This is a genomic window from Burkholderia sp. Ac-20345, assembly GCF_017104825.1.
GTDB lineage: Bacteria > Pseudomonadota > Gammaproteobacteria > Burkholderiales > Burkholderiaceae > Burkholderia > Burkholderia lata_B.
In genome coordinates, this window is the sequence record NZ_JAAGPO010000130.1 from 1 (window position 1) to 13,163 (window position 13,163).

General features: G+C 67.6%; 8 protein-coding genes. 5 read left to right on the plus strand and 3 right to left on the minus strand.

The window, feature by feature from the left end:
- From G3O06_RS32735 to G3O06_RS32750, 4 genes are all read left to right on the plus strand, one after another.
- The coding region (locus tag G3O06_RS32735) for an SDR family NAD(P)-dependent oxidoreductase (RefSeq protein ID WP_205818695.1) at positions 1–6,112 on the plus strand (6,112 nt) is incomplete at its 5' end.
- On the plus strand, positions 6,109–7,026 hold the full coding sequence (locus G3O06_RS32740; RefSeq protein ID WP_205818696.1) for a UDP-3-O-acyl N-acetylglycosamine deacetylase: 918 nt from the start codon (positions 6,109–6,111) through the stop codon (positions 7,024–7,026). The genes G3O06_RS32735 and G3O06_RS32740, both read left to right, overlap by 4 nt.
- Positions 7,027–7,090: 64 nt before the next feature.
- Positions 7,091–8,419, plus strand: coding sequence for an aminotransferase class I/II-fold pyridoxal phosphate-dependent enzyme (locus G3O06_RS32745; protein ID WP_174968393.1), 1,329 nt, complete (start codon positions 7,091–7,093; stop codon positions 8,417–8,419).
- Positions 8,416–9,090: an N-acetyltransferase gene (locus G3O06_RS32750; RefSeq protein ID WP_205818697.1), complete on the plus strand. Its 675-nt coding sequence runs from the start codon at positions 8,416–8,418 to the stop codon at positions 9,088–9,090. Before G3O06_RS32745 ends, G3O06_RS32750 begins: the two co-directional genes overlap by 4 nt.
- Positions 9,091–9,241: 151 nt before the next feature.
- Here the strand turns inward: G3O06_RS32750 and cysC are convergent, their stop codons facing one another.
- The 3 genes from cysC to G3O06_RS32765 form a co-directional block, all read right to left on the minus strand.
- Positions 9,242–9,772 carry an adenylyl-sulfate kinase gene (gene cysC / locus G3O06_RS32755; protein ID WP_346779566.1) on the minus strand — a complete coding sequence of 177 codons (531 nt, stop codon included), beginning with the start codon at positions 9,770–9,772 and terminating at the stop codon, positions 9,242–9,244.
- A gap of 934 nt (positions 9,773–10,706) precedes the next feature.
- Positions 10,707–11,540, minus strand: a complete 834-nt coding sequence (locus tag G3O06_RS32760; RefSeq protein WP_205818699.1) for a class II glutamine amidotransferase — start codon at positions 11,538–11,540, stop codon at positions 10,707–10,709.
- A gap of 214 nt (positions 11,541–11,754) precedes the next feature.
- On the minus strand, positions 11,755–12,084 hold the full coding sequence (locus tag G3O06_RS32765) for a carboxymuconolactone decarboxylase family protein (protein WP_205818700.1): 330 nt from the start codon (positions 12,082–12,084) through the stop codon (positions 11,755–11,757).
- Positions 12,085–12,214: 130 nt separating this feature from the next.
- On the opposite strand from G3O06_RS32765, the gene G3O06_RS32770 reads away from it, so the two are divergent.
- The gene (locus G3O06_RS32770) at positions 12,215–13,162 is read left to right on the plus strand and encodes an AraC family transcriptional regulator (protein WP_174968396.1); all 948 of its coding nucleotides are present in this window, start codon (positions 12,215–12,217) and stop codon (positions 13,160–13,162) included.
- The last annotated feature ends 1 nt before the right edge of the window (position 13,163 follow it).

The window sequence follows — 13,163 nt, forward strand, 5'->3', positions numbered from 1 at the left end:
TGCGCTCGCGGCGCTGGCCCAGCCGGCGCAGGAAGGCCTGCCGGCCAGCGTGGCAACCGGCCAGGCGCCCGCCGATGCGGCGCGCACCGCGCTCGTCTTCTCTGGCAACGGCTGCCAGTGGGTCGGGATGGGCAACGAACTCTATGCGGAGAACGCCGTCTTCCGCGCGGCGCTCGACGAAGTCGACGCGCTGTGGTGCGCCGACGGCAGCCCGTCGCTCGTCGACGTGATGCGCGGCGGCCCGAGCGCGGAATGGCTGGCCGGCGCAGGCGCCGAATGGCTCGCCGCGACGGAGAACGCGCAGCCGCTGCTGTTCGCGATCCAGGTCGGCATGATTCGCGTGATCGACGCGCGCGGAATGCGTTACGACGCGGCAATCGGCCATAGCGTCGGCGAGATCGCCGCGGCGTGGGTGACGGGCGCGCTGTCGCTCGCCGACGCGGTTCGCGTGATCAAGATCCGCAGCCGCGCGCAGGCGATGACGCGCGGCAGCGGCCGAATGGCGGCCGTCGGCATCGGCGACGCGGCGGCGCGCGAACTGATCGCGCGCCACGGGCTGGCGCGGCGCGTCGAGATCGCCGGCATCAACAGCCCCGATGCGGTAACGCTCGCGGGCGAGCTGCAGGGCTTGCAGGCACTGGAGGCCGCGCTGCGCGGCAGCGGCAAGTTCTTCCAGATGCTGGATCTCGACTACGCATTCCACAGCAGCCACATGGACCGCATCGAGCCGGTCGTGCTGGCCGAACTGGCGAGCCTGCGGCCGCAGCCGGGCAACGGTGCGTTCGTGTCCACCGTGACCGGCGGCGCGCTTGCCGGCACCGAACTCGATGCCCGCTACTGGTGGCGCAACATTCGCGAGCCGGTGCGCTTCGGCGACGGTATCGCGCATCTGATCGAGCAGGGCGTCCGGCTGTTCGTCGAGGTCTCGCCGCATTCGATCCTGCGCACATACGTGAAGCAGGCATTCGCGGCCGCGGGCGCGACCGGCGTGGTACTGCCGACGCTCAAGCGCGACCACGGCAGCGCGGCGACGCTGCGGCACGCGATTCTCGCGGCGATCGCGCATGGCGCGAGCGTCGATCCCGACCGTTTCTCGCCGGGAGAATCGCGCGCTGCATTGCCTTCCTATCCGTGGCAGCGCGACCGCTTCTGGCTGACGCCGACCGTCGAAGGCTACGGCCTCGTCAATCGCCGCCGCGAGCATCCGCTGCTCGGCTATCGCCTGCACGAGCACGCATTCGCGTGGGAAAACCAGCTCGATCCGGCGAAGCTGCCGATGCTGGCCGATCACGTCGTCGACGGCGGCGTGGCGTTCCCGGGGGCTGGATACGTGGAAATGGCGCTCGCCGCGGCACGCGCCTTCTTCGATACGCCGGATGCGGCGCTCGAAAACGTCGAGATCCGCACGCCGGTGGTATTCCAGCCGCAGCAGGCGAAACTGTTCCGGCTCGTGATCGAGCCGCGTACCGCGACCTTCACGATCGAGACGCGCGACCGGATGTCCGACGGCGCATGGACGCTGAACGTGACGGGGCGGATGCTGGAAAGCGGCAACGCGCTCGGCGATGCGAGCGTCGTGTCTCCGGACGCGCTCGATCGTCTGCTCGCGCTGCCCGCTGCCGACGGCGACACGCTGTACGCAAACACGGCAGCGATCGGCCTCGGCTACGGGCCGGCGTTCCGCTGGGTCCGCAGCGTGCGGGTCGCCGCCGGCGACGGTGCTGCGCTGGCCGACGTCGCCGCGCCGGCCGCATGCGGCGACGCGCTGGCATTGTCCGCCTATCTGCTGCATCCGGCGCTGATGGACAGCGGGTTCCATCCGCTGTTCGCCTTGCTTGCGGCCCACGCACGCGAAGGCGAGCATCCGGCTTACGTGCCGGTGCAGATCGGTCGCGTCGACTATCTGCGCGGCGACACGGTCGAGCGCGTGCTCGTGCGGATCGACCGTCACAGCCCGCATTCGATCGTCGCGCATTTCGAATTCCTCGACGCGCGGGGTGCGATCGTCGCGCGGCTCGGCGCTTGCCGGTTCCGGCGCGTCGATCTCGTCGGCCGTCGGCAAAACCAGCCCGCGCGCTTCGTCTACCACCTTGACGAAGTGCCGCTGGCGGGCGACGTCGATGCAGCCGGTTTGCCGGCTCCCGACGCGCTGCTCGCACAGGCCGTCGCGCGGCTCGATGCAACCGGGCACGACGGCCGCCGGACGCAGCATCTGACCGAAATCCTGCCGCTGCTCGACGTGCTGGCAAGCCTCTACGCGCTCCGTGCGTTCGATGCGCTCGGCGCATTCGCCGGCACGTGGCAGCCGGCGGCCGGGCGTGCGGCGCTGGCCGCGCGTCTTGCCGACATGCTGGTCGAGGATGGTCTCGCTCATCGCGATGGCGCGCTGCTCGTGCGCGACGACGCGGCGTGTGCGGCGTTGCCGCCGCTCGACGAGCTGTGGCGCGGGCTGCTGGCCGAATCGCCGGGGCACGTGGCCGAGCTGACGCTGCTCGCGCATTGCGGCGCGGCGTTGCCGGACGTGCTGAACGGCGCGAAGGACGGCGCACGCTTGCTGTCGCCGACCGGGCACAGCCTGGTCGAGCAACTCCTTGCCGCATCGCCGACGTGGCAGTACGTGCACGCGTTGCTGAGCGCAAGCGTCGAGCAGGCCGTCGACGAATGGCAACCGGTACGCCGGTTGCGCGTGCTCGAACTGGGCGCGACGGACGGCGACGTGCTGCAGACGCTCGGCATGCATCTCGCGGCCGCGCGTTGCGATCACACGATCGCGGCGACGGCCGGCCAACTGGCCGGGTTCGACGCGGATGCGGAAGCGGCGGTGCGCACGGTTGCGCTGCAGTCGGGCGAGCGCCTGTCGCTGGCGGCCGACGAAGCCGGTCCTTACGACCTGATCGTCGCGAACCGCGCGTTGAGCGGCCGTCACGATGTAGCCGACGCGTTGAATGCGATGCGGTCATGGCTGGCGCCGGGCGGATTGCTGCTGCTGGCCGAGTCGCGGCGCGGCCGCTTCTCCGACATCGTATTTGGCGCGCAGGGTTCGTCGACGGAAGCCGACGCGCCCGTGCCGCTGGCACCGGCGGATCTCGATGCGGCGCTCGAACGCGCAGGTTACGTCGACGTTGTGCGGCACGTCGAGCAGTCGCTCGATCTGGACGGCACACCGACGTTCGTCATCGCACGCAACCCGGCGAGCGCCGTTGCCGACCAACGCGGCGACGATCCGAGCGATCTCGATACGCTGGCACGCAGCGAGCAATGGCTCGTGATGCACGCACCTGATGCCGCCGGCAGTTTCGGCGGGCGGCTGGCCGATGCGCTGGCGCGCGCGGGCTATCCGGCCGATATCGTCGACGTCACCCACGCGGCCGATGCGATCGCGTCGTTGCCGGCCGGGCAACCGGCGCATGTCGTGTTCTGCGCGCCGGAAACGCCGCTCACCGAATCGGCGACGGGGGATGGCCTGATGGCCGCGCAGCATGACGGCGTGATCGCTCTTGCGGCGCTCGTTCGCACGCTCGGTGCGCAGCCGAATGCGGCCACGCGGCTGACCGTCGTCACACGCGGCGGCGCACCATTCGCCGGGACCGCGAATGCGCATCCGGAACAGGCCACGCTGTGGGGCCTCGGTCGCGTGCTGGCGAACGAGCATCCCGAACTCGCGTGCCGCCTGATCGACGCCGATCCCGCGGCGGACGGAATTCCCGACGCACTGGTTCGCGAGCTGACCGGCTCGGCGGTCGAGGAAGAAGTCGTCCTGGGCGCACACGGGCGCCAGGTGCCGCGCATGCTGACGGCCGCGCAGGCCGCAGCCCGCAACGATGGCGCGATCACACGTGCGGCCGTGCTCGCGTTCGATGCGCCGGGCTCGTTGCGCAATCTCGAATGGTTCGCGTTGCCGGAAAGCCCGCTGGGTGCCGACGAGGTGGAGATCGAGCCCGTTGCTACCGGCCTCAATTTCCGCGACGTGATGTATGCGATGGGGCTCCTGTCCGACGAAGCGGTTGAGACCGGCTTCGCGGGCGCGACGATCGGCATGGAACTGTCCGGCCGCGTCGTCCGGGTGGGCAGCGCCGTGACGGAATTCGCACCGGGCGATGCGATGCTCGGCTTCGCACCGGCCTCGTTCGCGACGCGCGTCAGGACGCGCGCGCAAGCGATCGCGCCGAAACCGGAGCGGTTGTCGTTCGAGGAAGCGGCGACCGTGCCGACCACGTTCTTCACCGCGTATTACGCACTCGTCGAACTCGCGCGTCTGCGTCGCGGCGAGCGCGTGCTCGTGCACGGTGGTGCGGGCGGCGTCGGGATCGCCGCGATCCAGCTCGCGCGCCACTTCGGCGCGGAAGTGTTCGCGACGGCCGGGAGCGACGAGAAACGCGAGTTCGTGCGCCTGCTCGGTGCCGACCACGTGCTCGATTCGCGCAGCCTCGCGTTCGCGGACGAGATTCGCGCGCTGACGGGCGGCCAGGGCATCGACATCGTGCTGAATTCGCTCGCCGGCGAGGCGATGGTGCGCAGCATCGACACGCTGCGGCCGTTCGGCCGTTTCCTCGAGCTCGGCAAGCGCGACTTCTACGAAAACAGCCATATCGGGCTGCGGCCGTTCCGCAACAACATCAGCTATTTCGGCATCGACGCCGACCAGTTGATGGGGGCGCTGCCTGAGCTGACTGCGCGCCTGTTCGGCGAAGTGATGGCGCTGTTCGCGGCAGGCGTGCTGCATCCGCTACCGTATCGCGCGTTTCCGGCCGAACGGGCGGAGGATGCGTTCCGCTACATGCAGCAGGCGCGCCAGATCGGCAAGGTGCTCGTGACCTATCCGTCCGGCACGCCGGCTCCGACGCGCGGCGTCTCGCGCGCGGGTTCACTCGCGCTCGATCCGCATGGCACGTACCTGGTGGTCGGCGGCACGGGCGGGCTCGGTTTCGCGAGCGCGCGCTGGATGGTCGAGCGCGGCGCCCGCCGGCTGACGCTGGCGAGCCGTTCCGGTGAACTTGCTGCTGCCGCACGCGAGGAAGTCGAACGCTGGCGCACGACACTTGGCGTCACGGTCGATGTCGTGTCGTGCGATGTGACCGACGCAGCGGCGGTCGATGCGATGATCGACGCGATCGTCCGGCGCGACAGCCCGCTCAAGGGCGTGCTGCATTCCGCGATGTCGATCGACGACGGCCTCGTGCGCAATCTCGACGATGCGCGCATGGCCGCGGTGCTCGCACCGAAGGTGGCCGGCGCGTGGAACCTGCATCGCGCGACACGTGCGTTGCCGCTCGACCTGTTCGTGGTCTATTCGTCGGCGACGACCTATCTCGGCAATCCGGGGCAATCGAACTACGTCGCGGCCAACAGCTTCCTCGAGGCGCTCGTCGAACATCGCCGCGCGGCAGGCTTGCCGGGCACGTTCATGGCCTGGGGGCCGCTCGAGGACGTCGGCTTCCTCGCACGCCACGCGGATACGCGCGAGGCGTTGCAGTCGCGGATCGGCGGTGCATCGATCACGTCCGACGAGGCGATGGTCGCGCTCGAGCGCGCGCTGGTGGCGGGCGCGGCGGGCGAAGCCGTGGTCCGGCTCGACTGGCACGCGGTGGCGCGCGGGATGCCTGCCGCGAAGGCACGCCGGTATGCGCTGCTGCAATCGCATGCGAAGGGTGGCGATGCGCGCGACGGTGGCACGCAGCTGCGGGAAGAAGTGCTGGCGTTGCCGCGTGACGAAGCGATCGCGCTGGTAGCCCGGACGCTGCAAGGGCAGATCGCGCGGATCCTGCACATGACGCCGGATCGCATCGCGCTCGACAAGTCGGTGCTCGACATGGGCATGGATTCGCTGATGGGGATGGAGCTCGGCCTCGCGGTCGAAGAGGCGTTCGAGGTCAAGCTGTCGGTGATGGCGATTGCCGAGGGCGCGTCCGTGACGACGCTGGCCGGACGCATCGTCGATTCGATCGATGCGTCGACCGATGCCGACGCCGGTTCTGCGATCGACGCCGCGCAGGAGGCCGTCGCAGCGCTTGCGGCGAAGCATGCGATCGACGGCGAAGCGCGCGCGATGCTCGATACGCGGCCGGCGCCCGTGGCGGGGCAGGCGTCGCCGACGCTGGAGGTCGCGCGATGAGCGCGCCGTCCGGCTGGGCAACGCGTCAGGGCACGCTGGCACGCCCGCTGACGATCGACGGTCACGGGCTGCACACGGGGCGCAAGGTGAGCGTGCGGATCCTGCCCGCGCGTCCGGAAGACGGCGTGACGGGTATCGCGTTCCGTCGCGTCGCGCAGGGGCGCACGCTCGCGACGCTGCCGGTCGATCCCGCGCTGCGCCGCGCGCAGCCGCTGTGCACGATGCTGCGCAATGCCGACGGCGTCGGCGTTCGCACAATCGAGCATCTGCTCGCTTCGCTGCTCGCGTGCGAGATCGATCACGCGGTCGTCGAGATCGACGCCGAGGAAGTGCCGATTCTCGATGGCAGCGCCGCGCCGTGGGTGGACGCCATCCGCGCGTGCGGCCGCGTCGCGCTCGATGCGCCGAAACGCTTCATCCGCGTGCTGCGGCCCGTCGTCGTCACGGACGGCGAGGGCGACCAGCGGCGTGAAATGCGGATCGAACCGGCGCCGCGTTACGAACTGAGCGTGCGCAACGACCTGCGCGGCTTCGGCGACATGCACTGGGACGGTGCGCTGACGCCGGCCGCATTTGCGACCGAAATTGCGCCATCGCGTTCGTATGGCCGTGTGAAGTGGGCGGTACCCGCGATCGTCGCCGGTTACCTGCGCGGGGTGCCGATCCTGCGCGGCGCGCGGCCGTCGTGCACGGCGTCCATCGTCGGCAATCGCGTGCTGGGCGGGATGCGGCTGCCGGAGGAGTTCGTCCGGCATCGCGTGCTCGACCTGGTCGGCGATCTTGCGCTGGCCGGCGCGCCGCTGCTGGCGCGCGTGAGCGCGCTGCGGCCGAGCCACGAGATGAATTTCCGGCTGGTGGACGCGCTGCTGGCCGAACCCGATGCGTGGCAATGGGCCGAGTTTCCCGACGCGTGACACCACGCTTTTTCATGATGCGCGGCGTAACATAGCGCCTTTTCGAGATACAGCGAAGGAAGCAATGGCACTGGGAGAGCATCTTCGCCAGCAACTGGCGGCGAAAGCGCTGAAACGGCAACTGGAACGCGCGACCGATGCAGCCGCGGCACCGGGCGTGCCCGGCACGGTGGCCGCGCAGACCGCATCGGCGCGCAGCCGCTTCGAGTCGATGCCGCAGTATCAGCAGGTCCGGATCATGCGCGAGATGGGCGAGAAGCTGCGCGTCGACTCGCCGTTTTTCCGCGTGCATGACGGCGTGGCCGGTGCGACGACGCAGATCGGCGGCCGCGAGTACCTGAACTTCGCGAACTACAACTATCTCGGCCTTGCCGGCGATCCGGCCGTGTCGTCGCGCGCGAAAGCCGCGATCGACCGCTACGGCACGTCGGCCTCCGCGAGCCGGATGGTCGCGGGCGAGCGCCCGGTGCAGCGCGACCTCGAGCGCGCGCTGGCCGCGTTCTACGAGACCGACGACTGTGTCGCGTTCGTGAGCGGGCACGCGACGAACGTGACCGTGATCGGCGCGCTGTTCGGCCCCGGCGACCTGATCGTCCACGATTCGCTCGCGCACAACAGCATCGTGCAGGGCGCGCAACTGAGCGGCGCAAAACGGCTGAGCTTCGCGCACAACGACTGGCAGGCGCTCGACGAACTGCTGTCGCGCGTGCGCCGCGAATACCGGCACGTGCTGATCGCGATCGAAGGGCTGTACAGCATGGACGGCGATTTCCCCGACCTGCAGCGCTTCGTCGACGTGAAGACGCGCCACGGCGCCTTCCTGCTGGTCGACGAGGCGCATTCGCTCGGCGTGCTCGGCGCGACCGGCAAGGGCATCCGCGAGCATTGCGGCGTCGCGCCCGACCAGGTCGACATGTGGATGGGCACGATGAGCAAGACGCTGGCCGGCTGCGGCGGTTTCATCGCCGGCTGCCAGCCGCTGGTCGACATGCTGCGCCACCTGGCGCCGGGCTTCCTGTACAGCGTCGGGCTCGCGCCGACGCTCGCCGAAGCGTCGCTGGCCGCGCTCGAGCGCCTGCAGGCCGAGCCGGAGCGCGTCGCGCAACTGCAGGCGCGCGGGCGGCAGTTCCTGACCGAGGCGCGCGCCGCCGGGCTGAATACGGGCACGAGCGCCGGGTTCGCGGTCGTGCCGGTGATCACGGGGAGCTCGCTGAAGGCCGCGCAATGGGCCAATGCGATGTTCGACGAAGGGATCAACGTGCAGCCGATCTTCTATCCGGCCGTCGAGGAAAAGGCGGCGCGCCTGCGCTTCTTCATCTGCTCGACGCACGAGCCGGAGCAGATCAGCCGGACGGTCGCGGTGTTGTCTCGTCTCGCGGGGCGCAGCGCATGACGCAGGCCGGCGCGTTCGCGCAAGCGGCTTCGCGCGCCGGTGAACGCATGCGGTTTCGTGCGGCCGATGCGGGCGACGCGGCGGCGTGTGCACCGCTCGTGTTCGCGTCCGGCGTGGCCGAATTCGGCTTCTTTCTCGGAGAAAGCGATGCGCGCTGCATCGCCTTCCTGCAGCAGGCATTCCGTTCGCGTCATGGGCGCTTCTCGTGGCGCCGGCATCGTGTCGCGGTTGCGGAAGACGGCACCGTGCTTGCCGTGATGGCGATTCACGACGGGCAGCGGACGATGTTCGACGACGTGCATGTCGTATGGGCACTTGCGCGCTTTTTCGGCGTGCACCGCACGATCGGCCAGTTGCTGCGCGGGCTGATCCTCGAAACGGAACTCCCGGCGCCGAAGCGTTCGCAGATCCTCGTCGCGCATTGCGCAACCGACGAGCGGCAGCGCGGCACGGGGATCTTCAGCGCGTTGTTTTGCGACGCGCTGGACACCGGTGCATTGCCGGTGGACGACAGCCGCGACGTCGTGCTCGACGTGCTGACCCGCAACGTGCGGGCCCGCGCGCTTTACGAACGGCTCGGGTTCACCGCGCTGCCGCGGCCGCGCGCCCGTTCGCGCCGGCTGCCCGCCGAACTCGATTCGATCCGGATGCGGTTGTCGCGCGATGCGTGACGATGTACCCGGTCGCGCTCGCTACTTGTGGCGCGGCTCGAAGCCTGCTGCCGGACATACGAGCAGTGCGTGGCCATTGCTGTGCCTTCCGGCACATCTACTCATGCGCCCCGCGGGGCGGGGTGGGTGAAATCAGTCCGTTGCAGTGGCGTTAGGCATTCAGCGGGAGCTTGCGGATGATTGCGGCCACACACTCCAGGGGACCTGTCTCGGCTGTCCTGACGTGTACGTCAGGGAACAATGGCTTCTCGTAGGTCGACTCTATCCCCGTGAACTGCCGAATCGCTCCCTGCCTTGCCAACACATACAGGCCCTTCGGATCGCGAGCCTCTGCCACTTCCAATGACACGTCGACGAAGACCTCGATAAACGTGCCGGCAGCAAAGCGTTCGCGGGCTTTGGCGCGCGCCTCGTGAAATGGCGAGATCAGTGCAGCAATGACGATGAGTCCGGCGTCCACCATCAGCCGCGCGACTTCGGCTGTGCGTCGGATATTTTCGTGTCGATCAGCATCGCTGAATCCGAGATCCTGGTTCAGCCCCTCACGCAGGATGTCGCCGTCCAGCAGATACGTGCGAAGTCCACGAGCATCAAGTTGCTCCTTCAGCAGATTCGCTAACGTCGACTTACCGGCGCCGGAAACGCCAGTCAACCACACCACAAAGGCTCGATTCTGTTGCACGCGAGGAAGTATGGGTTGACAGCCTGATAGTGTGGCGGGTAGTAGATTTTTACAATCTTCAATCATCTCGGATTCGATGTGCCGATAATCGTGGGATTATTTTTTATATCTACATATGATTGTTGGCGAATTGTAACGTATTTTCTTGAAGTTGTAACTAAATTTCTGGTGGTGCATAGGTTACGAAATCTTTCGTGGATAGAGTCGTAATTATTGCGGATTAGAAATGGGCCGGGTGGGGGAGTCGGACGGAAACTTTTACTGTTTTGTAGTTGTAGATCGGCGCTGGGTACCTACGCAACGAATGCAGCGAGAGGAAGTTCATCGCTGGAGCGCTAGTTGCGAAGGTGACGAGCGATGGGTTATTCGGGGTGTGATCGAGAATTCGCGACATCGCGAGAGTGGTCTTTGAACGTTAAGATGCCGCTGACGGGGGGGCGGGCAATGAATCAAGTGTGGTTTCACGAATTTTCTGTGAATTTATTGGAAGAATGATGACTTTCATCATACGTTAATACATCTGAAACCTTATCAAATGTGTGGGCGTGCGCATTGCGGAATCGGCATCGGATTGCGTGATCCCGATTGGATTCGAATTGAAAGATTATTAAATTAGCATTCCGCTGAAGTCGCAGGGAAATAGAGGTGTGATTTTTCAGAAATATTCAGATTCGGACTCTGAAGTACTCGCTTGCGCCGATCCTCGACCGTGTTGACACCCGGGCCTTCTGGAAGGGTGATGATCGTCGAGACAATAACGGTTGTTCATTTACGGGTTGTCAGCACCCGACGTCGAGCAGATTTCGATGGTGCGTGGCTTCTTCATTTTCCCGGTTGATGTAACGGTGGCGCGTCACCGTGCTGGAGGTGGCGTATTCATCCAGGGTGCGCGATTCAACCTGAATACCCGTTACGTCGCCAACGACTTCGTTAATTACTTGTGCCGTGGGCTGAACGGCCGCTGCTGCACATCGGCGCCCTGCGCGACGATCGCCATGCTCTCCGGCACTTCCTCCCACGCGCCCCGCAGGTCGACGAGCGGCTCGGACACGACCATGAACGCGTCGTCACCGGCTTCGGCGATGCGCGGGTTGTGCGGATACAGTTCGTGCAGGTGCTTGAACGACGTGCTGTGGAACAGCGAACGCGATTGCCGTTCGCTCGAATAACGCACCGCGATGATCCGTTCGCCGTCGGTCGCGCAGATCGTCATGTTGAGCGGGTCGGCCACGCGATGCCGCGCGGCGCTTTCCTCGACCACGCCGACCATCCGCTCGAGCGCCGGTAGCGGCGTCTGCTCGAGGCCGTAGGTCAGCGCGAGGCGGAACATCAGTTCGGAGTCGGTCGAGCCTTCGAGCGTCGGGAACAGCGCGGGATCGACCTTCAACGTCAGGTCGCGGCGCAGCTTGTGGAAGTCGCGGATCAGCCCGTTGTGCGCGAACAGCCAGCGACCGTGGCGGAACGGGTGGCAGTTGGTTTCCTGCACGGGCGTGTCGGTGGCCGCGCGGATATGCGCGATGAACATCCGCGAGCGGATCGCGCGCGCGGCTTCGCGCAGGTTGCGGTCGTTCCACGCGGGATGTACGGAACGGTAGCGGAACGGGATTTCGTCCGGGTGCCCGTACCAGCCGATGCCAAAGCCGTCGCCGTTGGTGGTCGTCGCCCCCAGCTCCGAATGCAGGCTCTGGTCGATCAGCGAATGCTTCGCGCGGAACAGTACGGTCTCGAGATGAATCGGATTACCCGTATAGGCGAGCCAGCGGCACATGGGGCGCTCCTTTACGATGGATCGTTCGCGCATGGTAGCCGACTTCGCGGCGCATCCGTGCCGGTGCGCGGCCAGCCGGTCATTCAGGCAGGTACGCTGGCCAATCGTCATACCTGGCTTGTCCGGATGCGCAATGCGCAACCGGGCGGCCATGCAGCCATGCAGCCATGCGGCCGGGCACCGCCGTACGACGGCAGCGCCGCGGCCGTTTGGGTCACTCGCCGAGCGCGTCCATCACACGCGCCGAATAGACGAGTGCTGCACCTGCATTCAGCGCAATCGCGACGCCGAGCGCTTCCGCCACTTCCTCCTTGGTCGCGCCATGCTTGGCCGCTTCCGCGGTGTGCACGGCGATACAGCCGTCGCAGCGCGTCGTGACGGCGACCGCGAGCGCGATCAGTTCGCGCGTCTTCGCGTCGAGATGGCCCGTCTTGGCGCCGGCGCCAGCCAGTGCCTGGTAGCCGGCCAGCGTATCGGGGGACAGCTTGGCGATGTCGCCGATGCGCGTCGAGAGTTCCTTCCGGTATTCGTTCCAGTTCAGCATGATGCGTCCTTTTCGAGAAGAGGTGAGGAGGGCGGCGGGCGCCGCGATCTCGGGCGATGCAGACCTATTCTGATCGTTCGCGCTGAGGGTTTCGATACGCTAGAGTGTCAATTTTTAGCGCGATCGTCTCATGGATGCATTGAGCCAACTGCTGTCGCTGGGGCGCAGCCATGTCGAGCTCGACGTGCGCTGCCTGCTCGACGGGCCGTTCGCGATGCCGCACGACCCGTTGCCGTCCGGCGAGGCGGCGTTTCACCTGGTGCTGGCCGGAACGTGCAGGATGCGTACCGCGGACGGGCGCACGCTGCAGCTCGCCGACGGCGATTTCGTACTGCTGCCCGCGGGTGGCGCGCACGACCTGCTCGACTCAGGGGCTGGCCGGTCGCGGCCGGCTGCGGCGCTGCACGAACTGGGCACCGGCGGCGGCGCGGTGCTGCCGGTCAAGTCGAATCTCGATCCGGCTGAGCCGGGCAGTGCGAGCGTGGACCTGCTGTGCGGACGGTTCGTCTATGCGCGCGGCGCCGGTGAACTGCTGATGCGCACGCTGCCGCACGTGCTGCATGTCGGGTTGCGCGAGGCGTCGGGGTTCGCGCCGCTGCAACTGCTGACGAGCGTGCTGCGCACCGAGGCGTCGAACGGGCAACCGGGCGCCGGCGCGATCGTGAACGCGCTCGGCCAGGCGCTGCTCGCGTATGCGTTGCGCGCATACGGTCGTGGTGCGCGCGTGCCGTCCGGCTGGCTTGCGCTCGCGGCCGATGCGCGGCTCGGCCCGTCGGTCCAGGCCGTGCTGCAGGCGCCGGAGAAACCGTGGACGGTCGAGTCGCTCGGCGACGCATCCGCGATGTCGCGCGCGACGTATGCACGGCATTTCCGCGAGCGGGCCGGGATGAGCGTCGGCGCGTTCGTCGCGCAGATCCGGATGATGCATGCGTGCGCGCTGCTGCAGGACACGCAGCGCGGGCAGGCGGAGATCGGGCAGGCGGTCGGTTACCAGTCCGAGGCCGCTTTCGGCAAGGCGTTTCGCGCGGTGCTCGGCACGACGCCGGGGCGCTGGCGGCGCGCGCAGCGCGGCATGTAAG

Excerpts from the sequence above, each read along its gene's own strand:
- G3O06_RS32740 (WP_205818696.1), top strand. The coding sequence starts at position 6,109 with ATGAGCGCGCCGTCCGGCTGGGCAACGCGTCAGGGCACGCTGGCACGC.
- G3O06_RS32745 (WP_174968393.1), top strand. The coding sequence starts at position 7,091 with ATGGCACTGGGAGAGCATCTTCGCCAGCAACTGGCGGCGAAAGCGCTG.
- G3O06_RS32750 (WP_205818697.1), top strand. The coding sequence starts at position 8,416 with ATGACGCAGGCCGGCGCGTTCGCGCAAGCGGCTTCGCGCGCCGGTGAA.
- G3O06_RS32760 (WP_205818699.1), bottom strand. The coding sequence starts at position 11,540 with ATGTGCCGCTGGCTCGCCTATACGGGTAATCCGATTCATCTCGAGACC.
- G3O06_RS32765 (WP_205818700.1), bottom strand. The coding sequence starts at position 12,084 with ATGCTGAACTGGAACGAATACCGGAAGGAACTCTCGACGCGCATCGGC.
- G3O06_RS32770 (WP_174968396.1), top strand. The coding sequence starts at position 12,215 with ATGGATGCATTGAGCCAACTGCTGTCGCTGGGGCGCAGCCATGTCGAG.